This window comes from Nitrospirillum karajorum (assembly GCF_036348415.1).
Taxonomy (GTDB): Bacteria; Pseudomonadota; Alphaproteobacteria; order Azospirillales; family Azospirillaceae; genus Nitrospirillum; species Nitrospirillum amazonense_B.
Genome location: NZ_JAZBQB010000003.1, coordinates 920,951 through 944,209 on the forward strand (window position 1 = coordinate 920,951; position 23,259 = coordinate 944,209).

Annotated in this window: 19 protein-coding genes; 12 read left to right on the plus strand and 7 right to left on the minus strand. The window is 69.5% G+C overall.

Annotation, left to right across the window (positions count from 1 at the left end; genetic code table 11):
- Nucleotides 1–67 precede the first annotated feature (67 nt).
- The 3 genes from UCD39_RS17805 (at nucleotide 68) to UCD39_RS17815 (ending at nucleotide 2,737) form a co-directional block, all read left to right on the plus strand.
- Nucleotides 68–817 (plus strand): electron transfer flavoprotein subunit beta/FixA family protein, encoded by a 750-nt coding sequence (locus UCD39_RS17805; RefSeq protein WP_330497220.1) that lies wholly within the window; start codon nucleotides 68–70, stop codon nucleotides 815–817.
- A gap of 2 nt (nucleotides 818–819) precedes the next feature.
- Complete coding sequence (locus tag UCD39_RS17810) at nucleotides 820–1,767, plus strand: electron transfer flavoprotein subunit alpha/FixB family protein (protein ID WP_330497221.1); 948 nt, start codon at nucleotides 820–822, stop codon at nucleotides 1,765–1,767.
- Between the two features lie 97 nt (nucleotides 1,768–1,864).
- Nucleotides 1,865–2,737: a 3-hydroxybutyryl-CoA dehydrogenase gene (locus tag UCD39_RS17815; protein ID WP_145732687.1), complete on the plus strand. Its 873-nt coding sequence runs from the start codon at nucleotides 1,865–1,867 to the stop codon at nucleotides 2,735–2,737.
- 63 nt (nucleotides 2,738–2,800) lie between these two features.
- Here UCD39_RS17815 and UCD39_RS17820 read toward each other — a convergent pair whose 3' ends face one another.
- Complete coding sequence (locus tag UCD39_RS17820; RefSeq protein ID WP_330497222.1) at nucleotides 2,801–3,337, minus strand: TlpA family protein disulfide reductase; 537 nt, start codon at nucleotides 3,335–3,337, stop codon at nucleotides 2,801–2,803.
- Nucleotides 3,338–3,438: 101 nt separating this feature from the next.
- Between UCD39_RS17820 and argH the strand changes: the two genes are divergently transcribed.
- The 4 genes from argH to UCD39_RS17840 are packed head-to-tail and all read left to right on the plus strand — an operon-like array spanning nucleotide 3,439 to nucleotide 9,383.
- Nucleotides 3,439–4,881 carry an argininosuccinate lyase gene (gene argH / locus UCD39_RS17825; RefSeq protein WP_330497223.1) on the plus strand — a complete coding sequence of 481 codons (1,443 nt, stop codon included), beginning with the start codon at nucleotides 3,439–3,441 and terminating at the stop codon, nucleotides 4,879–4,881.
- An 11-nt stretch (nucleotides 4,882–4,892) separates the two neighbouring features.
- Nucleotides 4,893–5,228 (plus strand): hypothetical protein, encoded by a 336-nt coding sequence (locus UCD39_RS17830; protein WP_330497224.1) that lies wholly within the window; start codon nucleotides 4,893–4,895, stop codon nucleotides 5,226–5,228.
- A 54-nt stretch (nucleotides 5,229–5,282) separates the two neighbouring features.
- Complete coding sequence (gene lysA, locus UCD39_RS17835; protein WP_330497225.1) at nucleotides 5,283–6,545, plus strand: diaminopimelate decarboxylase; 1,263 nt, start codon at nucleotides 5,283–5,285, stop codon at nucleotides 6,543–6,545.
- Between the two features lie 57 nt (nucleotides 6,546–6,602).
- Entirely contained in the window at nucleotides 6,603–9,383 is a 2,781-nt protein-coding gene (locus UCD39_RS17840) for a TIGR02302 family protein (protein ID WP_330497226.1), read from the plus strand.
- A 7-nt stretch (nucleotides 9,384–9,390) separates the two neighbouring features.
- Here UCD39_RS17840 and UCD39_RS17845 read toward each other — a convergent pair whose 3' ends face one another.
- Nucleotides 9,391–10,170, minus strand: a complete 780-nt coding sequence (locus UCD39_RS17845; RefSeq protein ID WP_330497227.1) for a zinc-ribbon domain-containing protein — start codon at nucleotides 10,168–10,170, stop codon at nucleotides 9,391–9,393.
- Nucleotides 10,171–10,365: 195 nt separating this feature from the next.
- Here UCD39_RS17845 and UCD39_RS17850 point away from each other — a divergent pair, with 195 nt between their 5' ends.
- The 5 genes from UCD39_RS17850 to UCD39_RS17870 all read left to right on the plus strand — a co-directional run bounded on the left by UCD39_RS17850 (nucleotide 10,366) and on the right by UCD39_RS17870 (nucleotide 16,859).
- Nucleotides 10,366–11,265 (plus strand): cell division protein FtsX, encoded by a 900-nt coding sequence (locus UCD39_RS17850; protein ID WP_330497228.1) that lies wholly within the window; start codon nucleotides 10,366–10,368, stop codon nucleotides 11,263–11,265.
- Nucleotides 11,262–11,918, plus strand: coding sequence for a YdcF family protein (locus UCD39_RS17855; RefSeq protein ID WP_330497229.1), 657 nt, complete (start codon nucleotides 11,262–11,264; stop codon nucleotides 11,916–11,918). Before UCD39_RS17850 ends, UCD39_RS17855 begins: the two co-directional genes overlap by 4 nt.
- Nucleotides 11,919–12,004: 86 nt before the next feature.
- Nucleotides 12,005–12,784 (plus strand): lysophospholipid acyltransferase family protein, encoded by a 780-nt coding sequence (locus UCD39_RS17860; RefSeq protein WP_330497230.1) that lies wholly within the window; start codon nucleotides 12,005–12,007, stop codon nucleotides 12,782–12,784.
- Between the two features lie 196 nt (nucleotides 12,785–12,980).
- Entirely contained in the window at nucleotides 12,981–15,260 is a 2,280-nt protein-coding gene (locus UCD39_RS17865) for an adenosylcobalamin-dependent ribonucleoside-diphosphate reductase (RefSeq protein WP_442943703.1), read from the plus strand.
- 714 nt (nucleotides 15,261–15,974) lie between these two features.
- Nucleotides 15,975–16,859, plus strand: a complete 885-nt coding sequence (locus tag UCD39_RS17870) for an RNA polymerase factor sigma-32 (protein ID WP_330497232.1) — start codon at nucleotides 15,975–15,977, stop codon at nucleotides 16,857–16,859.
- Between the two features lie 285 nt (nucleotides 16,860–17,144).
- On the opposite strand, the gene UCD39_RS17875 is transcribed toward UCD39_RS17870, so the two are convergent.
- From UCD39_RS17875 to UCD39_RS17895, 5 genes are all read right to left on the minus strand, one after another.
- A complete protein-coding gene (locus tag UCD39_RS17875; RefSeq protein ID WP_330497233.1) occupies nucleotides 17,145–18,446 on the minus strand; it encodes an aminotransferase class V-fold PLP-dependent enzyme in 1,302 nt (433 codons plus the stop codon).
- A 234-nt stretch (nucleotides 18,447–18,680) separates the two neighbouring features.
- Nucleotides 18,681–21,389: a TonB-dependent receptor domain-containing protein gene (locus tag UCD39_RS17880; protein WP_330497234.1), complete on the minus strand. Its 2,709-nt coding sequence runs from the start codon at nucleotides 21,387–21,389 to the stop codon at nucleotides 18,681–18,683.
- 166 nt (nucleotides 21,390–21,555) lie between these two features.
- A complete protein-coding gene (locus tag UCD39_RS17885; protein WP_330497235.1) occupies nucleotides 21,556–21,816 on the minus strand; it encodes a FecR family protein in 261 nt (86 codons plus the stop codon).
- Nucleotides 21,786–22,589, minus strand: a complete 804-nt coding sequence (locus UCD39_RS17890; protein WP_330497236.1) for a FecR family protein — start codon at nucleotides 22,587–22,589, stop codon at nucleotides 21,786–21,788. The genes UCD39_RS17885 and UCD39_RS17890 overlap by 31 nt, the downstream gene beginning before the upstream one ends.
- A gap of 13 nt (nucleotides 22,590–22,602) precedes the next feature.
- Nucleotides 22,603–23,214, minus strand: coding sequence for an RNA polymerase sigma factor (locus UCD39_RS17895; protein WP_330497237.1), 612 nt, complete (start codon nucleotides 23,212–23,214; stop codon nucleotides 22,603–22,605).
- Nucleotides 23,215–23,259 lie beyond the last annotated feature (45 nt).

The following is a 23,259-nucleotide window of genomic DNA, read 5'->3' on the forward strand; positions in this document are numbered from 1 at the left end:
CCAGATCGAGGGTGGAGCGTCACACCGGGCGGGCGCCCTCCAAGAAGTGCCAAAGGATGGCTTGAGAATGAAGATACTGGTCGCGGTCAAGCGGGTCGTTGACTACAACGTGAAGGTCCGGGTGAAGGCGGACGGCACGGGTGTGGAGACGGCCAACGTCAAGATGTCGATGAACCCGTTCGACGAGATCGCGGTTGAGGAGGCTGTGCGCCTGAAAGAGGCGGGCAAGGCCACCGAGATCGTGGTGGTGAGCGTGGGGCCGAGCCAAGCGCAAGAGACGCTGCGCACGGCGCTGGCCATGGGGGCCGACCGCGCCATCCTGGTGCAGACGGATGTGGAGACGCAGTCGCTGGGCGTGGCCAAGGCGCTGAAGGCGCTGGCCGAGAAGGAACAGCCCGGCCTGGTGATCCTGGGCAAGCAGGCCATCGACGACGACGCCAACCAGACCGGCCAGATGCTGGCGGCCCTCTTGGGCTGGGCCCAGGGCACCTTCGCCAGCAAGGTGGTGCCGGCCGAGGGCACGGTCGCCGTGACGCGCGAGATCGACGGCGGTCTGGAGACGGTGGAGTTGAAGCTGCCGGCGGTGGTGACCACCGACCTGCGCCTGAACGAGCCGCGCTACGCCTCGCTGCCCAACATCATGAAGGCGAAGAAGAAGCCGCTGGAAACGGTGGACCCGGCCAGCCTGGGTGTGGACCTGGCGCCGCGCCTGAAGACGCTGAAGGTGGCGGAGCCGGCGAAGCGCGCCGGCGGGGTGAAGGTGGGCTCCGTCGAGGAGCTGGTGGCCAAGCTGAAGACCGAAGCGCGGGTGATCTGACCATGACAACTCTTGTGATTGCTGAGCCCTCGGTGGAGGGCGTTAAGGCCCCGACGCTGACCACCCTGGGGGCGGCCGCCAAGCTGGGCGGCGACGTCCATGTGCTGGTGCTGGGCCAGGGCGTGGGTGCCGTGGCCGACGCCACCGCCCAGGTCGCCGGTGTGGCCAAGGTGCTGACGGCGGACGCCGCCGAGCTGGCGCATGGCCTGGCGGAGAACGTGGCGCCGCTGGTGGTGAACCTGGTGAAGGCCGGCGGCTACAGCCACGTCTTCGCCCCCAGCACCACCTTCGGCAAGAACGTGGCGCCGCGCGTCGCGGCCCTGCTGGACGTGGCGCAGATCAGCGACATCACGGGTGTGGAGGGTGCGGACACCTTCACCCGGCCGATCTACGCCGGCAACGCCATCGCCACCGTGCAGTCGTCCGACCCGGTGAAGGTGGCGACAGTGCGCGGCACGGCGTTCGAGGCGGCGGCGGCCACGGGCGGCAGCGCGTCGGTCGAGGCGGTGTCGGGTGCGGCGGATGCCGGCCTGTCCACGTTCGTGAGCCAGGAAGTGTCGAAGTCCGAACGGCCGGAGCTGACCAGCGCCCGGGTCATCGTCTCGGGCGGCCGGGGCATGCAGTCCGGCGACAACTTCCCCCTGCTGGAGGCCCTGGCCGACAAGCTGGGGGCGGCGGTGGGCGCCTCTCGTGCGGCGGTGGACGCCGGCTTCGTGCCCAACGACTACCAGGTCGGGCAGACGGGCAAGATCGTGGCGCCGGAGCTGTACATCGCCGTGGGCATTTCGGGCGCCATCCAGCATCTGGCCGGCATGAAGGACAGCAAGGTCATCGTCGCCATCAACAAGGACGAGGAGGCGCCCATCTTCCAGGTCGCCGACTACGGCCTGGTCGCCGACCTGTTCAAGGCCGTGCCGGAATTGACCGCGGAATTGGGCAAGGCGGGCTGATAAACCCCGTTCAACACCCTATCCTGCCTCTTGTTATGGGTCCCGCCGGCCATATCCGGCGGGGCCCCGCCAGGGTGGCCTTGCAAGGACAGACACCATGATACGCACGATCGGCATCATCGGTTCGGGGCAGATGGGCACGGGCATCGCCCAGGTGACATCACTGTCCGGCCATACGGTCCGCCTGATGGACACCAGCCCGGAGTCGCTCTCCCGGGCCATGCAGACCCTTGAGAAGAACCTGGATCGCCAGGTGGCCAAGGGCAAGATCACCGAGCCGGAGAAGGACGAGGCCCTGGCCCGCATCTCGACCGGCACGGACATGGCCACGCTGGGCGACTGCGACCTGGTGATCGAGGCCGCGACCGAGAACGAGGACATCAAGCGCGGCATCTTCAAGGATCTGGTGCCGCACCTGAAGGCCGAGGCGCTGGTCGCCACCAACACCTCCTCCATCTCCATCACCCGGCTGGCGGCCTGCACCGACCGGCCGCACAAATTCATCGGCATGCACTTCATGAACCCGGTGCCGGTGATGCAGCTGGTGGAGATCATCCGGGGCATCGCCACGGATGAGGAAACCTACCAGGCCATCCGCGAACTGACGTTCAAGCTGGGCAAGACCCCCGCCGTGTCGGAGGATTTCCCCGCCTTCATCGTCAACCGGGTGCTGCAGCCCATGATCAACGAGGCGGTCTACACCCTGTATGAGGGCGTGGGCTCGGTCGAGGCCATCGACACCGCCATGAAGCTGGGCGCCAACCATCCCATGGGGCCGCTGGAACTGGCGGACTTCATCGGCCTCGACACCTGCCTGTCGGTGATGCAGGTGCTGTATGAGGGCTTGGCCGACAGCAAGTACCGGCCCTGCCCCCTGCTGGTGAAGTATGTCGAGGCCGGCTGGCTGGGCCGCAAGGTCGGCCGGGGCTTCTACGATTATTCCGGCGATACGCCCCGGCCTACCCGTTAAGGGGCCCACGCGCTGATCCGGCTTCCCCAAAAAGCCCGCCCCCCTTCGCCGGGGGCGGGCTTTTTATTTCTTGTAGAACTTGATCAGCGCCTGCGCCTCGGGGGAGTTCCAGTCGGCGTCGCCTTCCAGGCGGCCGATCTCCCGTCCCTCGGCGTCGATCAGCAGGGTGGTGGGCAGGCCGCGCGGCTTCAGCACGGACATGGCCGTGCTCTTGGGATCCAGCCAGGTCGCCAGGTGGGTGATGCCGTGGTTCTGCATGAAGGGCGTGACCACGCGGGCGCCGCCCCGGTCCAGCGACAGGGCCACGACCTCGAATCCCCCCTTGCCGCCGGAGGTGTCCCCCAGGGCGCCTTGCAGCTTGTCCAGGGACGGCAGTTCCTGAACGCAGGGGCCGCACCAGGTGGCCCATAGGTTCAGCAGCACCAGGTGGCCCCTCAGATCCGACAGGTGAATGCCGCTGCCGTCGGGGCGTGTCAGCGCCAGGTCGGGAACCTGGGGATGATCCGGGGTTTCGGTGAAGGGGGTGATGCCGCCTTTCAGGACCGGGGGCGCATTACCGGCCGCGCATGCCGCACCAGCGCAGAAAACGACCGACGCCACCACGCCAATCCTTGCGAGAAACCGCAAAATCGCCATTCTTGCCATCACCCTCGTTCCACCGGCCCCCTGTGGGCCCCGCTACAATTGGTCCCCGACCCCCGATGACGTCAACTCCCGCGACCCCGGAAAACGCCACGCCCGCCCAGAATGCCACAGCGACCGGCGCGGTGAACGAGCTGTGGGGCGGCCGTTTCAGCCGTGGCCCGTCGGAGATCATGGAGCGTATCAACGTGTCCATCGGCTTCGACAAGAAGCTGTGGGCCCAGGACATCGCCGGGTCCAAGGCGCACGCCACCATGCTGGCGGCCCAGGGCATCATCACGAAGGCCGACGCCGACGCCATCCTGACGGGCCTGGACCAGGTGGCCGAGGAAATCCGCGACGGCCGCTTCGTCTTCAAGACGGAGCATGAGGACATCCACATGAATGTGGAGTCCCGCCTGAAGGAACTGATCGGCGAACCCGCCGGCCGCCTGCATACCGCCCGCTCCCGCAACGACCAGGTGGCGACCGACTTCAAGCTGTGGGTGCGCGGCGCCTTGCAGCGCCTGGACGGTGACATGAAGGCGCTGCAGGCCGCGCTGATCGAGCAGGCGGAGCGCAACGTCGACACCATCATGCCGGGCTTCACCCACCTGCAGACGGCCCAGCCGGTGACCTTCGGCCACCATCTGCTGGCCTATGTGGAGATGCTGGGCCGCGACCGCGCCCGGGTGCGCGACGCCATCGCCCGCCTGAACGAATGCCCGCTGGGCAGCGCCGCCCTGGCCGGCACGCCCTACCCCATCGACCGGGAGGCCACCGCCGCCGCCCTAGGCTTCGACCGGCCCACGGCCAATTCGCTGGACGCCGTGTCCGACCGCGATTTCGCCCTGGACTATCTGGCCACCGCCAGCATCTGCGCCATGCACCTGTCGCGCCTGGCGGAGGAGATCGTGCTGTGGTGCACGAGCCAGTTCCGCTTCATCCGCCTGTCGGACGCCTTCACCAGCGGCAGTTCCATCATGCCGCAGAAGAAGAACCCCGACGCGGCCGAACTGGTGCGCGCCAAGTGCGGTCGCGTCATGGGCGCGCTGTCCGGCCTGCTGGTGGTCATGAAGGGCCTGCCGCTGGCCTATTCCAAGGACATGCAGGAAGACAAGGAGCCGGTGTTCGAGGCCGACGACACCCTGGCCCTCTGTTTGGCGGCCACCACCGGCATGATCCAGGACATGACGCCCGACCCCGCCGCCATGCGCCGCGCGGTGGAGGCGGGTTTCCCCACCGCCACCGACTTGGCCGACTGGCTGGTGCGCCGGCTTGGCCTGCCCTTCCGCGAGGCGCATCATGTCACCGGCCGTATCGTCCGCCTGGCCGAGGAACGGGGATGCGGCCTGTCGGACGTGCCATTGGACGCCATGAAGGGCGTGGACGCCCGCATCACCGATGAGGTCTATGCCGTGCTGAGCCTGGAAGCCTCCGTCGCCAGCCGCACCAGCTTCGGCGGCACGGCGCCGGAACGGGTGCGGGCGGCGGTGTCGGCCGCCCGGCAACGGTTCCTGTGAGGATGCCCCCGATGAAAACCCCCTATACCCGGGTTCTGCTGATCAGCGGCCTGACCGCCGCCGCCCTGGCCCTGTCGGGCTGTGGCAAGATCGCCCACACCCTGGACACGCCGGACGGCGAGGACCATCCCCTGAACTTCTATCCCAGCCCCAAGCTGGACCCGCAGCCCAACGCGAAAGAGGCGCTGCCCAGTTCGGTTGACCAGCCCGGCACCCCGGCCACCATCCAGCCGGCGACACCCTATGGCGTCATGCCGGACAGCCCGGTCATCAGCAACAGCGGGCCGATGATGGGGGGCACCACCACCAACACCCCCGCGAGCACCTCTTCCTCAACGCCCCAGTAAGGGCACGGGGCCCCCCTAGCCCGGGGCCCAGCTTACGCGACGGTTTGGATCTCCATGGCCTTCTCCTATGTTTCCGGCGTTCTGACCGCCGACGGCGTCCCCCTGGACCGGTTGGCGGAGGCCGTCGGCACCCCCGTCTATGTCTATGCCGCCAGCCGCCTGCGGGCCAATTACCAGGCCTACGCCCGGGCCTTCGCCCGTGACCCGGTGGACGTGTGCTTCGCCCTGAAGGCCAATTCCAACCAATCCATCATCAGCCTGTTCGCCCGCCTCGGCGCTGGCGCCGACGTGGTGTCGGAAGGGGAGATGCGCCGCGCGCTGGCCGCCGGCGTGCCGCCGGAAAAGGTGGTGTTCTCCGGCGTGGGCAAGACCCGGGATGAGCTGGCGGCGGCCCTGGTAGCCGGCATCCACCAGATCAACGTGGAAAGCCTGCCGGAGCTGGAGGCCCTGTCGGCCGTGGCGACGGAGTTGGGCCGGACCGCCCCGGTGGCGCTGCGCATCAACCCGGACGTGGACGCCGGCACCCATGGCAAGATCGCCACGGGCCGCAAGGAGGACAAGTTCGGCATCGACCTGGGCCACGCGGTGGCGGCCTACGCCAAGGCCTGCAGCCTGCCCGGCCTGGCGCCCAAGGGCTATGCCGTCCACATCGGGTCGCAGTTGCTGAACATCAGCCCCTATGACGACGCCTACGGCCACCTGTCGGATCTGGTGATCGCCACCCGCGAGGCCGGCCTGAAGGTGGAACGGCTGGATCTGGGCGGCGGCCTGGGCGTGCCTTACCAGGGCGAGACGGCGCCGGACCATGACGCCTATGCCGGCATCGTGCGCAAGCGCCTGGGCAACCTGGGGTGCCGCTTGACGCTGGAGCCCGGCCGGTCGCTGGTGGGCGACGCCGGCGTGCTGCTGGCCCGCGTCATCTACGTCAAGGAAGGGCTGCACCGCCGCTTCCTGATCGTGGACGCGGCCATGAACGACCTGATGCGCCCCACGCTCTACGACGCCTACCATGGCATCCGTCCGGTGTTGGAACCGGCGGCCGACGCCCCGCTTTCCCCCATGGACGTGGTCGGCCCCATCTGTGAGACGGGCGACACCTTCGCCCGCCAGCGGCCGCTGCCGCCGGTGGCCCAGGGCCAACTGGTGGCGTTCATGACCGCCGGCGCGTACGGTGCCGCCATGTCGTCCACCTACAACTCCCGCCCCCTGGTGGCGGAGGTGCTGGTGGATGAGGGGCAGTGGGCGGTCATCCGCCGCCGCCAGACGTTCGAGGAAATGCTGGCCCTGGACGTGACGCCGCAATGGCGCCACCTTTAAGGCGCAGGGCATAGGGCTCACCCGAGAGGACACAGCGGCCGAAAGGGCACCGACGGCATGGCTGAGAGGGCACTTAAATCCCGTAAGGAACGGTCGGAGGCATCGGACGCCGCCGCGCCCACGGGTATTGTCGTGCCCCTGCCCAACCGCGCCCGCCTTGCCTTGGTGCCGCCGCCGCTGAAACCCTGGCGCCACGCCTTGCGCGCCGCCTGGCTGTCGCTGGCGGCGGAGAGGGTGGGCCTGCGGCTGTGGCCCCTGCCCGGCCTGCTGATGCTGGGCCTGGCGCTGGCCTGGTCCGGGGCCCTGCCCCACCTGCCGCCCTGGGCCCACGGCTTGGCATTGGCCGCCTTCGCCGCCGCCGTCATCATCCTGCTGGTCCGCAGCCTGCGATCCTTGCGCTTGCCCGACCGCGACGCCGTGTTCCGCCGGCTGGAGCGGAACAACGGCCTGCGCCACCGACCCTTCGACCTGCTGATCGACAGCCCCGTGAACCAGGGGGTGGTGGATCAGACCGGCCCCGCCGCCGCCCTGTGGCAAGCGGCGCAGGAGCGGGCACGGCGCGGCCTGGCGGGCTTGCGCGTCAGCGGGCCCAAGCTGGACCTGCCCAGCCGCGACCCCTGGGCCCTGCGCCATGTCCCGGCCCTGCTGCTGATCGTCGCCGCCGTGATGGCCTGGGGCGACTGGCGCCCCCGCCTGATCGAGGCGCTGGACCCCGGGTTCGAGGCGCCGCCCCCGGGCGCGGAGGCCGACCTGGATGTCTGGATCACCCCACCGGAATCGACCGGCCTGCCGCCGCAGTTCCTGACGCACCGGGGCAAGGCTGGCGCACCGACCGACAACGCCGCCACCATCTCCGTCCCGGCTGGCGCCACCCTGACCGCCCGCCTAGGCCCCCACCACCGCGCGCCCACCCTGTCGGTGGACGACGACGCGCGGCCTCTGGACCCGGCCGCCACCGGCGGCTTCCAGGTCAGCCGCACCGTCACCAAGGGGCAGCGCGTCGCCATCACCGACCGGGGCCGCACCCTGGGCAGTTGGACCATCCGCGTGGTGGCCGACGACCCGCCGGCCATCGCCTTCCGCGAGAAGCCCAGCGCCACCGAGCGCTATGCCCTGCGCCTGGACTACACCGCCGCCGACGACTACGGCATCGCCAGCGTCACGGCCACCGTGACCCCGACCACCCGCCCCGAGGGCGCGCCGGTGGAACCGCTGGTGCTGACCCTACCGGTGCCGGCCCGGCCCAGCCGCCAGGCGTCCGCCGCCGGCACGCCGGTGGTGGCCAACGCCAGCGGCTATTTCGATCTGACGGCCAGCCCCTGGGCGGGACAGCCCGTGACCATCCAACTGACGGCCACCGACACCGCCGGTCAGACGGCCACCAGCGAAGCCCAGACCACCACCCTGCCGGAACGGGTGTTCAACAACCCCACGGCCAAGGCCGTGATCGCCCAGCGCCGCACCCTGCTGGACCAAGGGGAGGAGGCGCGCAAGCCCGCCGCCAACGCCCTGCTGGGCCTGGCGGGCGAGTTGGACGGCTATGCCGGCGATCCCACCGTGTTCATGGCGCTGTACGCCGCCGCCCGCCACCTGGGCCTGAACGACGACGCGCGGTCGATCAGCGACGTGGCCGACCTGCTGTGGGACACGGCCCTGACCATCGAGGACGGCAGCCTGGCCTCGGCGGAGACGGAGCTGCGCGACGCCCGCCAGCGCCTGGCCGACGCCCTGGACCGCAACGCGTCGGAGGCGGAAATCCGCCGCGACCTGGACGCGCTGAAATCCGCGCTGAACCGCTACATGCAGGCGCTGGCGGAGAAAAGCGACCAGCAGCCGGGCCAGACCGGCACCCCGCCCGACGAGCAGAACGCCCAGACCATCGACATGGGCCAGATGATGCAGCAGCTGGAGCAAATGGCCCAGACCGGCGCCCGCGATGCCGCGCGCAAGATGCTGGACCAGATGCAGGACCTGATGGAAAGCGTCCAGACCGGCCCGCAGAAGCCGCCGACGGAGGCGGAGCAGCAGCAGATGCGGCAGGCCCTGCAAACGCTGGAGAAGCTGCAGGACCTGACCAAGCGCCAGCGCGAGCTGATGGACCAGACCTTCCGCCAGGGCGACCGGGGCGAGGCCGAGGACAGCCAGCCGCAGCAACCTGGCACCCGGGGCGATGGCCCCAACCGCTCCACCCCCAACCGCCAGGGCGCGGCCCCGCGTCAGCCGCCACGTGACCCGTCGGCGGAGGCCACGGCCCGCGATCTGGCCAAGCAGCAGGACGCGCTGCGCCGCGAGTTGCAGGCCCTGATGCAGCAGCAGGGGCAGCAGGCGGGCCCGCAGGACGAAGGCCAGGCCCAGGACCAGCAAGGCGATGGTCAGCAGGGGCAAGACCAGCCCGGCGGTCAGGAGAACGGCAATGGCGGCGGCCAGGGCCCCGGCCAGGCGCCCTCCCCACTGGACAAAGCCGACCGCGCCATGGGCCAGGCCGGCCGCGCCCTGGCGGAGGGATCGCCCGAGGACGCGGTGGAAGCCCAGGGCCGGGCGTTGGAGGCCCTGCAGGACGGGCTGAAGGGCATGGCGCAGCAGATGGCCCGCCAGATGGGCCGGGGCACGCGCGTGGCCCCCCGCAACGCCACCAACGGCCGGGGCCAGAACACCGACCCGTTGGGCCGCCAGATGACCGGCCAAGGCGCCACCAGCACCGACAGCGTCAAGATCCCTGACCATGGCGACCTGCAGCGCGCCCGCGAGATCCTGGAAGAACTGCGCCGGCGCGCCGGCGAAGCCGGGCGTCCAAAGGAAGAGCTGGACTACATCGATCGGCTGCTGAAGCGGTTTTGAGCGGGTATCAGTTCGGCAGCACGAATTCTGGAAGGATCTTCGTGGCTTGGCCGCCCTTTTCCACAATGTTGCCGTGGTAGACGGTCTTCTCGCCCGGGAATAGGCGGCGGGCCTTGGGCTGCATGCGCCAGCGCTGGAAGGGCTTGCCGTCGGCACCCAGCGCCGAGGCCATGAGGTCCGGCACCGTGCGCTGGCGGTCGGACTTGTTCTGCACCGTGATGTCGATGAACAGCATCGACGTACCCTCGACGTCGCGGAATTCCGTCTTGCTGTCCACCATCTCCAGCCCAGCACCCGGCGGCTCCACGCCGAAGCCGAAGGTGTCGTAGAGGCGGGCGGCGGCGGGCCAGGCGTCGACCACGGCGTCACGCTCCACCGCTAGGCCGGTGACGCCGCCGATGATCACCGCCGCCAGGGCGCCCCAGCGCAGCACCGCGAACAGGCGCCGCGGCTTTTCCTCAAGGTCGGGAAGGGCGGAACCGCCGACCGGGCGCAGGCGCCCCAGGGACATGGGGGCCGGCGGGGCCTCTTCTTCCGCCATGGTCAGGGTGTCGTAGGCAGTCTCCCGCTCCATGGCCGCCGCAAGGTCGGCAAAGGAGGAGGATGAGGGCCGGGGGGACATCCAGTCATCCCCGTCGTCGTCGGCGAGGGCGATGGGGCGCCCGGCCGATTCCGGCACCTGGTGCCAAACCGAACCGCAGGCACTGCACCGCACGCGGCGACCACGGCCCAGCAAGGCGTCGTCGACCCGGAAGCGCGTGGCGCAGGACGGGCAGGTTGTTATCATGGGGGAGAGGCCAGGCCGAAATCCTTGAAAGGCCTTCTAGACTTAAACGAAAAGGTCGGGGATGCGCAAGGTGGGCCCCGATGCCGCAGGGGTGGATACGCCGGGCGGACACGGCTGGACGCCCGCCACCCGCCCGTGCCATCACTAGGGCCGATACCATATCCCCTGGCCCCATCCCTTGGAGAGGCAGTCCCCATGAGCCGGCGCGGCCCTGCCGTCCTATCCCTCCGCCGCGATGCCACGGGCCGCTTCCTGCCCTGGCTGATCGCCCTGATGGTGTTTCTGTCCACCCTGGCCGTCGCGGCGGCCCAGTTGCTGTCCGGCTGGGCCCAGCGCTGGGACAGCGGGCTGGAGGGCAGCTTGACCCTGCAGGTCAGCCCCGTGGGGGATGTGAAGAAGGATGATGGCACGCCCGCGTCCCTGGATGAGCGGGTGCAGATGGTGCTGCACGCATTGGGCGGCGTGCCCGGCATCATCAACGCCCGCCCGGTGCCCATGGCCGATGCCGCCCGCCTGGTGGAGCCTTGGCTGGGCGACGGCGCCCTGCTGCAGGACCTGCCCCTGCCCGCCCTGATCGATGTCACCGCCGGCCCCGCCGTCGATGTCGCGGCGCTGCGCCAGCGCCTGGCCAAGGCCGTCCCCGGCACATCGGTGGAGGAACCGGGCGTGTGGCTGCGCGACCTGCGCCGCCTGGCCCGGCTGGTGGAGGCCGTGGCCCTGGTCATCGTGGCGCTGATCGGCGGGGCGGCCGTGGCTGTGGTGGTGTTCGCCGCCAAGGCGGGCCTGGCCATGCACCAGGAGGAGGTGGACCTGCTGCATGTCATGGGCGCCACCGACAACCATGTGGCGGACCAGTTCCAGCGCCATATCCTGCGCCTGTCGCTGACCGGCGGTATTGGGGGCACGGCGGTGGCGCTGGCCACGCTGGCCATCCTGTCGCTGCTGTCGCGCACGGTGGAGGGCACGCTGCTGCCGCCCCTGACCCTGGCGCCGCCGCAATGGCTGGTCCTGGCCGCCGTGCCGGTGGTCGCCGGGGCCCTGGCCGCCATCAGCGCCCGCCTGACCGTGCTGCGCGCGCTGGAGCGGCTGCCGTGACGCCCCCCTGGGCGCCTCTGTCGCAAGCGGAAGCGGCGGCCCCGCCCCCCGCGGCGGTGGGCGCCCGCCTGTGGCAGCGCCTGCGCCGGCTGACCGGACTGGGTGCCGCCCTGGGGGTCCTGTGGGTGGGGGGGCTGCTGACCTTCGCCGCCAACATTCCCCGCGCGCCGGAGGACGCGACCGCCGCCACCGACGCCATCGTCGTGCTGACCGGCGGCAGCGAGCGGCTGGAAACCGGGTTCGACCTTCTGGCCGCCGGCCGGGGGCGGAAGCTGTTCATCTCCGGCGTCTATCGCGGCGTGGACGTGCGCGCGCTGCTGCGCATGTCGCAGGCGACGCCGGCGGCGCTGGAATGCTGTGTGGTGCTGGGCTACAGCGCCGATGACACGGTGGGCAACGCGGCGGAGACGGCGCGGTGGATGCAGGCGGAAGGGTATCATTCCCTGCGCCTGGTCACGGCCAACTATCACATGCCGCGCAGCCTGGTGGAGTTCCGTCACGCCCTGCCCGACGTGCGCATCGTCCCCCACGCGGTGCAGCCGCCCAACGTGCGCCTGGATGGCTGGTGGCACTGGCGCGGCACCGCCGGGCTGATCGTCAGCGAATACGACAAGTACCTGGTGGCCTTCCTGCGCCACGCCCTGGGGCTGTAGCCGAAGAGTGGACGCCGAAGAGTGGACAGGGGGGCGCCCAGGCACTATCCCTGCATCGGTCAACCCCGGTCATGTGGTTAAGGGCGATGCTGGTTCTGCGATCCCTGGTCTTCAACATCGTCTTCTACCTCTGGACGACGCTGTGGTGCTTCGGCCTGTTGTGGACCCTGGTGGTCCCCCACCGCACCATGATCTGGGGCATCCGGGGCTATATGCGCACCCTGAACTTTTGGGAGCGCGTCATCATCGGCCTGAAGTACGAAGTGCGCGGGCGGGAGCATCTACCGACCTCTGGCGCCTTCCTGGTGGGCGCCAAGCATCAGTCGATGTGGGAAACGATGAAGCTGCACCTGCTGATGGACGATCCCGCCATCGTCCTGAAGAAGGAGCTGACCTACATCCCCATCTGGGGCTGGTACGCCGCCAAGGCGCGCATGATCGCCGTGGATCGGGGCAAGCGCGGCGCCGCCATCCAGTCGCTGCTGAAGGGGGCGAAAGAGCGTGTGGCCGAAGGCCGGCCCATCGTCATCTTCCCCCAGGGCACCCGCACCGCCGTGGGCGCCTGGCGGCCCTACAAGGTGGGCATCGCCCTGCTGTATGAAAACCTGGGTGTGCCGCTGGTGCCCATGGCGCTGAATTCCGGCCTGTTCTGGCCCCGCCACAAGTTCCTGCGCCGACCCGGCACCATCGTCATCGAGTTCCTGCCGCCCATTCCCCCCGGCCTGTCCAAGGAAGCGGCGCTGGCCCAGCTGGAGGCGGTGCTGGAAACCGCCACCGACCGCCTGGTGATGGCGGCCGGCGGCCCCCCCACGGAACGCCCCGCCAACGCGCCGCCCCTGGCCAAGGTGCCCGCCGCCGCCGGCTGACCGGCCCTTTCCGCATACGCTGGGGGCGCGATTGACCGCCCCGGCTCACCGGCCTACCCTTGATGAACGATCAATCATCCGGGATCGGAGGGTGCGCATGGTCGGGCGTGAGGGTCAGGCGACGGCAATCCTCGGGGCGACCACCCCTTCCGAGACACCCACCGACTGGCCGGCCATCTCCTCCCAAGTCTGGGATATGAAGTACCGGTTCAAGGGGCCGGACGGCACGCCGCTGGACCGGACGGTGGATGAGACCTGGCGCCGGGTGGCCAGGGCGCTGGCGGAGGCAGAGCGCGACCCGGCCCTGTGGGAACCCCAGTTCTACGAGGCCTTGCGCGACTTCGCCTTCCTCCCCGCCGGGCGCATCCTGGCCGGGGCTGGAACGGGGCGCAGCGTCACCCTGTTCAACTGCTTCGTCATGGGCACGGTGCCCGATGACATGGGCGGCATCTTCGCCGCCCTGCGCGAGGCGGCGCTGACCCTGCAGCAGGGCGGCGGCATCGGGTATGACTTCTCCACCCTCCGGCCACGTGGCGCGCCGGTGGCTGGGGTGGGGGCCGACGCGTCCGGGCCCATCTCGTTCATGGACGTGTGGGACGCCATGTGCCGCACCATCATGAGCGCCGGCAACCGCCGGGGCGCCATGATGGCCACCCTGCGCTGCGACCATCCCGATATCGAGATGTTCATCGACGCCAAGCGCGATCCCGGTCGCCTGCGCATGTTCAACCTGTCGGTCCTGGTGACGGACCCCTTCATCGCCGCGGTGCGGGAGGACGGCCCCTGGGATCTGGTGTTCGGAGGCACGGTGTGGCGCCGGCTGCGGGCACGCGACCTGTGGGACCGCATCATGCGGGCGACCTACGACTATGCCGAGCCCGGCGTCATCTTCATCGACCGCATCAACGCCCAGAACAACCTGGGCGGGGTGGAGGTGATCAGCGCCACCAATCCCTGTGGGGAGCAGCCGCTGCCGCCCTATGGCGCCTGCCTGCTGGGCTCCGTCAACCTGGCGGCGCTGGTGGTTGACGCCTACAGCCCGGACGCCCGTCTGGACCTGGACCGGCTGGCCCAGGTGGTGCCCGTGGCCGTGCGCATGCTGGACAACGCCATCGACGTCTCACGCTTCCCCCTGCCCGCCCAGCAGGCGGAGGCGCGGGCCAAGCGCCGCGTCGGCCTGGGCGTCACCGGGCTGGCCGACGCGCTGATCCTATGCGGCGTGCGCTATGGCACGCAGAGTGCCGTGGAGCTGACGCGCCAATGGCTGGGCGCGGTGCGCCGCCACGCCTACCGCGCCAGCGCCGGCCTGGCGGCGGAAAAGGGGGCCTTCCCCCTGTATGACCGGGATCAGTATCTGAGCCGGCCCATGATCCAGGGCCTGGACGACGTGACCCGCGCGGCGGTGGAACGGCATGGCATCCGCAACGCCCTGCTCACCTCCATCGCGCCCACCGGCACCATCTCGCTGCTGGCGGGCAACGTGTCGTCGGGTATCGAGCCGGTGTTCACCTGGGAGTATGACCGCGCCGTGCTGCAGCCGGACGGCACCCGCAAGGTGGAACGGGTGACCGACCACGCCTATCACCGCTTCCGCCAGGTCTTCGGCCCCGACGCCCCCCTGCCCGACAGCTTCGTCGATGCCGGATCGTTGCCGCCGGCCGCCCACCTGGTGATGCAGGCGGCGGCGCAGGGCGAGGTCGACAGTTCCATCTCCAAAACCATCAACTGCCCGGCGGATTTGGATTTCGAGACGTTCAAGGACGTCTACCTGCAGGCCTATGACCTGGGCTGCAAGGGCTGCACCACCTACCGCCCCAACGCCATCACCGGATCGGTGCTGTCGGCGCCAGCCACCCCCGCCCCAGTGCCGGCCCCCGTGCCGGACACCTCGCCACCCGCCCCACCGGCGCCCAGCGGCGGCGGGGCCGTGCCCCTGGATCGGCCGGAGACGCTGGTGGGCGCCACCTACAAGGTGCGCTGGCCGGGCAGCGACCACGCGCTGTACATCACCATCAATGACATCGTGATCGAGGAGCGGCGGCGGCCGTTCGAGGTGTTCATCAACTCCAAGAACATGGAGCATTACGCCTGGACAGTGGCGCTGACCCGCATGATCTCCGCCGTGTTCCGGCGCGGCGGCGACGTCGCCTTCGTGGTGGAGGAGCTGAAAGCCGTGTTCGACCCGCGCGGCGGGCAGTGGATGAAGGGCCGCTACGTTCCCTCCCTGCTGGCCGCCATCGGCGAGGTCATCGAGCGGCACATGCTGGAAACCGGGTTCCTGATGCGGGCGGGCGGCCTGCCGGCGATGCCCGAGTCTGGTGCTCCGCCCGCCCCGAGCGCCTCACCGGGTAACCATGACCCCAGTGGGGAGGGCACCCTTCCCCCCACGCAATGCCCCCGTTGCGGCCAAGCCAGCCTGGTCCACCAGGAGGGATGCGACACCTGCCTGTCCTGCGGCTATTCCCGCTGCGGCTGATGGGTGGTGCACCGGCCGCCGCCGACCACTGATCAAAAGAGATAAGGGTGGAAATCAGGCGGACCGTCCGTACCGCGTGGCCACCCCACACCTCCTTACCGGAAGGCATAGACCGGCGGCCTGCCAGCACCGCGGCTGGCCGCCACGTGCCGATGAGTGGCGCCCGAAGGCACAACCCTAGGACGTGCGACATTGCGCGCCGCCCATCGCGATTGACACATTCGGCCAAGGGTTTGGGGGGGTGCCGGGGCAATCCCGGCGCCCGTTAACATTGGAGCGCCAGACCATTCGAGCGCCACGGGTCTCATGTTAACAGAAGCGGAAGCTGAGCCGCGCGTCTAGGCCCTCCGCCAGGGTGACGAAGGTTCTATTGGAAGGGGTGTATAGTCCCTGAATAAGCCCGGCGGACGACAACCGATCCTATCAATTTAGAGAAATTAGACCCTTTGGTGGTGGTAATAGGCGAATACGACCCGGCCCGGCCTAAGGCAAGCCCGGGTTATGCCCTGTGGGTGATCGACTTTTTCCCGCGATATTTCAGTGACCCAATCGGTCATTACTGTCCCATCGATCCCGCAAATCCACGTGGGGCGCCAACCCGGCGGAATAGGCCACCGGGACGCCCCTCCGGGACCGACATCCGACTGGACGCCAAGGCCGCCCGGCCAAGCCCAGACGGAGGTCGATGCCGGGACTGCCAAGATGGAGGGGAGCATGGCGCACATCGACGATCCTCAGACCCAACGGGCGAATTTGTCCTTCATCAAGGCGTCCATGAAGGCGCCGTTGTTGAGCCGTGACCATGAGTTCGAGCTGGCCCGCCGCTGGCAGCAGAACCGGGACGAAAAGGCGCTGCACGCCCTGGTCTCGTCCCACACCCGCCTGGTCATCGCCGTCGCCAGCCGTTTCCGTAACTATGGCCTGCCCCTGGGTGACCTGGTGCAGGAGGGCAACCTGGGCCTGATGCAGGCCGCCAGCCGTTTCGAGCCGGAGCGGGAGGTGCGCTTTTCCACCTACGCCGCCTGGTGGATCCGATCCACCATCCAGGAATTCGTGCTGCGCAACTGGTCCATCGTGCGCACCGGGACCACGGCGGGGCAGAAGTCGCTGTTCTTCAACCTGCGCCGCCTGCGCGCCCGCATCGACAACAACCCCTCCGCCACCTCGCTGACCGTCGAGGGCCGCCGCCATGTGGCCCGCGAGTTGGACGTGAGCGAGCAGGAGGTGGAGACCATGGAAATCCGCCTGACCGCCACCGACCAGTCCTTGAACCACCCGCTGAGCGAAGAGGGTGGGGAGTGGCAGGACTTCCTGGCCGACGACGGCCCATCGCCCGAGCAGATCGTCATCGGCCTGAAGGACAGCCGCAGCCGCACCGCCTGGCTGAGCGAGGCCATGGATACCCTGTCGCCGCGCGAGCGCACCATCATCGCCGCCCGCCGCCTGCGCGAGGACGGCGCCACGCTGGAGGAACTGGGCCACACCCTGGGCGTCAGCAAGGAGCGGGTGCGCCAATTGGAGCACCGCGCCATGGGCAAGCTGCGCCAGAGCATCATGCGCCATGTGGGCCGGCCGGAAGAGCTGTTCGTGGAGGCTTAGTTTAAGTTCGCCTCAGGCGCCGGCGGGGCATCCGCCCCTTGGCTATCCTCGCCTTTCAGTCCACTCCGTTCCCCGGAAGCCTGCGGCGGCCGCGGTCGCGGCCTAGTCGCTATGCTCCAATGCCAACCTCAAGCGCCGGCGGGGCATCCGCCCCTTGGCTCATCCTCGCCTTTCAGTCCACTGCGTTCCCCGAAAGGCTCCGGCGGCCGCGATCGCGGCCTGGTCGCTACGCTCCAACCCCGGCCACACGCGGCGGCAGAGGTCCGGGGTTTCCGTTTGAGCCCCTCAGATTTCCTTCAGCGCCTCCACCAGCTTGGCCATATCGGCCGGCATGGTGCTGAAGCCGGGCGTCACGCGCAGGCAGGCGCCGCCGGCCAGACCCGTACGCACCACGGTGAATAGGCCGTGCTTCTCCACCAGCCTGGCGGCCAGGGCGGTGTTGGCCGCCGGCGTGGTCTGGCCCTTCACCCGGAAGCTGGTCATGCCGGCGCAGAGGCGCGGATCGTCGGGGGTCAGCACCTCGATCTTCGGCAACTCCCGCGCCGGCAGAGCCCAGAGGTCGCGCAGGTGACGCAGGCGGGCGCCGACGACAGCGGAGCCCAGGGCGTTGTGGAAGTCCAGCGCGTCGATGGCCGCCATCTGGGCCGCGAAGTTGGCCATGCCGGTATGCACCCGGCCCAGGATGGGGTCGCGCTCCGACGGTTCCTCCCCCATGAAGGGCTCGATATCGGCGATGCGGGCCTTGGCGATGTAGAGGGCGCCCACGCCCAGGGGCGCGCCGATCCATTTGTGCAGGTTGAAAACGGCGAAGTCGACGCCGTCGCCGTGGACGTCCACCGGGCCCTGCCCCCATGCCTGGGCGCTGTCCACCACCACGTCCACGCCGCGCTGACGCGCCAGGTCCACGATTTCGCGCACCGGCTGGCGCAGGCCGTCACGGTGGCTGAGATGGGTCAGCAGCATGAGGCGCACGGTGGGATGGGCCGCCAGCGCCTGGTCATAGGCGTCGATCAGGTTCTGGTAGGTCGCCGGCTGCGGCAGATCGATGCTGATGACGGTGACGCCCCGCCGCCGTTCCAGCCAGGACGCCGCCATGCGGGCGCTGTCATAGTCATGGTCGCTCATCAGCACGGCGTCGCCGGGCTTGAGCCGGGCATAGCCGCCGATGACCGCCTGCAGCGATTCGGTGGCGTTGCGGGTGATGACGATCTCCGCCGGGTCCGCATGAACCATGCCGGCGATGCGCTGGCGCAGCGCCTGGTAATAGCCGACGAAATCCCGGCGCACGAAGGTGGCGCCTTCCTGGTTCACCTTGGCGGTGTAGCGCTCATAGGCCGCCTGGATGGCCAGGGGCATCTGGCCGAACGCGCCGTATTCCAGATTGATGAGGCCGTTGGCCAGCCGGGGCGGATAGGCCGCCGCGATGGCCGCCCATCCAGCCTCGTCATCAGCCGCCGGCGGGGCGGCCCCCGGCGCCAGCGGGCTGGGCAAGGGGCCGGGCTGGGCGGCGACCGGTGCAGCGGAACCGCTCAAGAGGCCACCGGCACCGCCCACCAGGGCCGCCCGCAACAGGGTACGTCGACGCATGTCAGCAACTCCCCTTGGGTGCCGTCCCGGATGGGAGGTCGGGACGGCACCCCGTACGAACAAGACTCGCTAACACCAGCGGCACGAGCTTTTGACTCGCGCCGCTGTAGGATGCGACCGCGTCCGCCGGAGCGAGTACCGGAGGGCGGAGCGAGGAAGCCAAGCTGCCGGATGGCAGCGCCCGGCGACTGAGGGGCCTTTGATCGTCACGATCAAAGGCTACGCGTGTAAGGTTCAGAAAGCGGCGTTGAAGCGCACGTAGTAGCGGCCGCCGTAGGTGTCATAAGGGGCGTTGCGCGAATATTCGATGCCCCGGCTGGCCTGGTAGATGGCCTTGGCCGGATAGGTGTCGAAGATGTTCTCGCCCGCCACCTTCACCGCCAAATTCTCGGTGATGTGGTAGGTCACCGACAGGTCGACGAAGGTGATGCCGTCGAAGGTCTGGAATATGTCGCCGGTGGAGTTACCACTGCTGTCCGTCCAGCCGCCGTAGTAGCGGACGCGCACCTGGTAATCGAAGGGGTTGTCGCTGTAGGTCAGGCTGCCGGTGATGTTGTTCTTGGGCAGGCCCTGTTCATACAGCACCTTCTGCGTGGGGTTGGCGTTCAGGCTGCCGCCCGTCACCATGGTCAGATTGTGGTTGTAGGCCAGCTTCATGTCGATGCGGGCCGTGTCGAACACCGGCTGGGTATAGTCCAGCACGACGTCCAGGCCCTGGGTGCGGGTGTTGAAGTCGTTGGTGAACCAATAGACCGAGGTGAAATTGTCCGCCCCCGGCACGCCCTGGGCCACCAGCTGCGCCTTCTGCGCCGCCGTCAGGTTGATGGTGGGCGAGCTGGAGAAGCGGTGGTCCACGTCCACCTGATAGGCGTCGACGGAGCCGGACAGGCCCACATCCGTGCGCCACACCGCCCCCAGGCTGTAGTTCCGCGACGTCTCCGGGCTCAGCGGCTTGGCGCCCAGGGCCACGGCCAGCGGATTGTCGGGCGACAGGCGGCCGCTGGTGAACAGTTGCAGGGTCTTGGTGTCCAGCCCCTGCGAGGTGCTGAGCGAGTTGATCTGGCCCGGCGTGGGGGCGCGGAACCCGGTGGAGTAGGAGGCGCGCAAGGCCAGGTCCGGCGTGATTTCATACCGGGTGGAGGCCTTGTAGGTCATCTTGTCGCCGAACCCGGAATAGGTTTCGTAGCGGCCGGCGGCGCCCACGGTCCAATCCGGCGTCAGCTTGGCCTCCATATCCAGGTAACCGGCGTAGCTGGTCTGGTACCAGGACCCCGCCTGCAGATCGCTGAAGCCGGGGAAGCCGTTGGCGCCCGAGGCCAGGCCGGCGGCGGCACCCGGCCCCACCTGGTATGAGGCCTTGTCGCCGGCCTCCACCGTGTAGATCTCCAGCCGGCGTTCGGCGCCGAAGGCGATGTTCAGCGGCTCATCCAGGCCGGCATCCAGGCGATAGACACCGTCGGCGTTGAGGTTGAACTCATCCTGCCGCTGGGTGCCCAGGTTGAAGTTGGTCGGGCTGCTGGGCCCCAGCGAGGCGTTGACGGAGTTGTTCAGGAAAAACCGGCTCTCATTCTCGCCGTAGCTGCCGCTCAGATCCCAGTCGAGGTCGCCGCCGACATGGCCCCGGGCCCCCCAGGCGGCCTGATAGTCGGTGTACTTGATGCCTTCCTTGGGCGTGAAGCCGTTGGGGTAGATGGAGCGCAGATCCCAGCCGAGGAAGACCTTGGGCGCCAGGCCATAGACGCTGGAATTGCTCTTGGGATCGGGGATGCGCCAGTTGATGTCGTTCATGCCCTCGCCCGTGGCGATGGTCATGAAGCCATACAGCTCCACCGCCCCCACGGGCAGCAGGCCGTCCACGGCGTAGTGATAGCTGCTCTCGTCCGGACGGCCCCAGCGCTGCACCGGGTTGGCGATGGTGAGCTGGGGGTTGGCGGCCTGGAAGGCCTGGGCGTCGGCGCGTTGATGGGTGCGGGAGGTCAGCGTGCCGTCCGACCATTCGGCCGTGGCCATGAGGTGCCCGCCGTCGCCGATCTCCGTCGCCCCGCGCAGGCCGCCGTTCCAGGTGGTGCCGTCACCTGCGTAGTATTGCGAGCCCTGCATGTAGCCATAGACGCCGGGCCGGTCGTCCAGCTGGATGTTAATGACGCCGGCGATGGCGTCGGACCCGTACTGGGCGGAGGCGCCGTCGCGCAGCACCTCGACACGGCCGATGGCGAAATCCGGGATCTGCGCCAGGTCAGGGCCCTGGGCGCCGCGCGTGCCCAGATAGGCGGTGCGGTGGAAGCGCTTGCCGTTGATCAGCACCAGGGTCTGGTCGGGTGACAGGCCGCGCAAATGGGCCGGGCGGATGAACTGCCCGCCGTCGGAGCTGGGCAGCTTCTGCACGTTGAAGCCGGGGATGACCTGGGTCAGGTTTTCCAGGAGCTGGTTGGAGGCACCGTCCTGCAGATCCTTGGCCGACAGCACGTCCACCGGCGTCATGGTGGTGAACTGGGTGCGGCCCCGGTCACGCGTGCCGGTCACCACCACCTCGTCCAGGGCACCACCGGCGGCGTCGGCCAGCTGCGGCTCGGCGCCCGGGCCCGCCGGGGCCGCCGCCTGGGCCTTGCGCACCGGCGCGGCGGTGGACACCGGGGTGGGCGCCAGCTTCAGCACGACGGTGCGGCCATCATCGGAAGCCACCACCAGCGGCGTGCCCTTCAGCAGGCGCGCCAGGGCCTGGTGCCGGTCCAGATCCCCCCGCAGCGCCGCGGTGGTGATGCCGTCCAGCAAATCGGTGGGCGCCAGGATTTGAATGCCCGCCTGCTGGGCGAACAGGGGGATGGAGCGGGCCGCCGGCTGGGCCGGCAAGTCGAAATGCGCGCTTTGCGCCCAAGCCGGAACCGCCCACCCCGCCAGGGCCGTCCCGCACAGAGCAAAGAAACTGCCATATTTCTTAATCATTACGATCTTCCCCAACGATGATCGGCGATTTGACCCACCACATCCGGCCTATCGCACTGGTTTACGTCGTCCTAACGGGGAGAGATCGATGAGATTGTCTTTCCGCCACTGCGTCATTTAAGTTTAACAACATCAGGAAATTCTGGATGAGCCACTGCTACCCGCCTCAATCGTAAAGAATGATGGCATTACCCTCTTCCCGATACTTGGCGTTGAAGGCAACGGCCACGGCGTGGGCGAAGCCGTCGATGTCCGTGGCGGTGAACAGGCCGGAAACGTGGCGCGGCGCCAACCGGTCGCTGGCCAGCACGATACGCCGGCGGGAGTAGCGGGCGAACTGCGCCACCGCCTGGGCCAGGGTTTCACCCGCGAAGGCCAGCCGCCCCTCCCGCCACATCAGCGCACGGTCCAGCGCGCCCGGGGCCATGGTCTCGACACTGACCAGCGTGCCATGGCCGGCGCCGCCGGCGCGCACGCTGACCTGCTGCCCCGCCACCGCGAGCACGGCGTCCTGCCCCCCGGATGCAGCGTCCAGTCGCGGCCGGTGGCCCGCTCCAGCGTCTCCGCCAGGGCGGACGGCGCGCCCTCCACCGCCACGGTGCCCGACACCACCGCCACGGTCATGGCGCCGCCAGGGTTCAGCCGGGCGCAACAGGCGCCGTCATTGGTGGCGAGTTGGACCAGCGGGCCGCGCAGGATGAAGGGGCGATCCGTCCGGGGCGCCACCTCGACGTACGCCTCGCCCCGCTCCAGGTACACCAGCCGGCGCCCCGCCTCATCGGCCAGGGTGATGGCGGAGTCGGTGTTAAGCGTGAGGGTGGAGCCGTCCTCCAGCGGAATGTGCCGCACCTCGCCCACCGCCGAGCTGTAGGCTTGCCGGGCGGCGGGCTGGCGCATGCCGGCCCCTAGCGCCGCCAGGCCGGCGACGCTGGCGGCGGCGGCCAGCAGGCCTCGGCGGCTGGGAAGCGGGACGCGCCCAGGGGCGGCGGATTCAGCCGGGGCCGTAACCGGAATAGGCGCGTCCAGCGGGCTGAGCAGCAGGGCGCGGGCGCGGGCCAGCGCGCCCAGGTGCCGGACGTCGGCGGCCAGCCAGGCGTCCAGCGCGCGCCGTTCATCGGCGGTCAGGGCGCGCGCGTCCAGGCGGGCGGCCCAGCCGGCGGCCGCCAGGTCGACGGCCGCGGCGGTTTGTCTTGCGCTCACGCTGCCTGACCCCTCACCCAATCCCCGACCCTCCCCGGCCGAAGCGCTCCGCAAGCAGCCTCAGGCCCCGGGCGATGTGCTTTTCCACCGTGTTCTCCGACAGGCGCATGCGCCGCGCGATCTCCTGCTGCGGCAGGCCCTCCACCCGGCGCATGACGAAGGCGCGGCGGGTCTGGCGCGGCAGGTCGGCAATGGCGTCCTGGATTAGACGGAGTTCCTGGCGCGCCGACGTCACCTCCTCCGGCGACGGGGCGTCCACCACCGCCTCCAGCGCCGACAGGTCGGCCACGGCGGCGATGGGCACGACGCGCGCCTGGCGCAGCAGGCGCACCACCACGGAATAGGCGGTCTGGAAGGCATAGGCGCGCGGGTTCTCGATCCCGGCGACGCAGGCCTTGGCCACCAGGATGGCGTAGGTTTCCTGCACCACGTCATCGACATCGAAGCCCAGGAAGGCCTTGGACCGCAGCCAGGCCCTAAGACCATGCTCGTGGGGCAGGATGTGGGTGGCCAGCCACCGCGCCCGCTCCTCGCCAAAGGGCGCGTCATCCAGGGGCGCATCATCCAAGGGCGCCGGGGACGGGCCATCCTGCGGCCGGGCGATCGCGTCGTGTCGTTCCTGCACGGGGGCGCATCCACACGGAGGGGGGTATCCATCGACAGCCGCCTC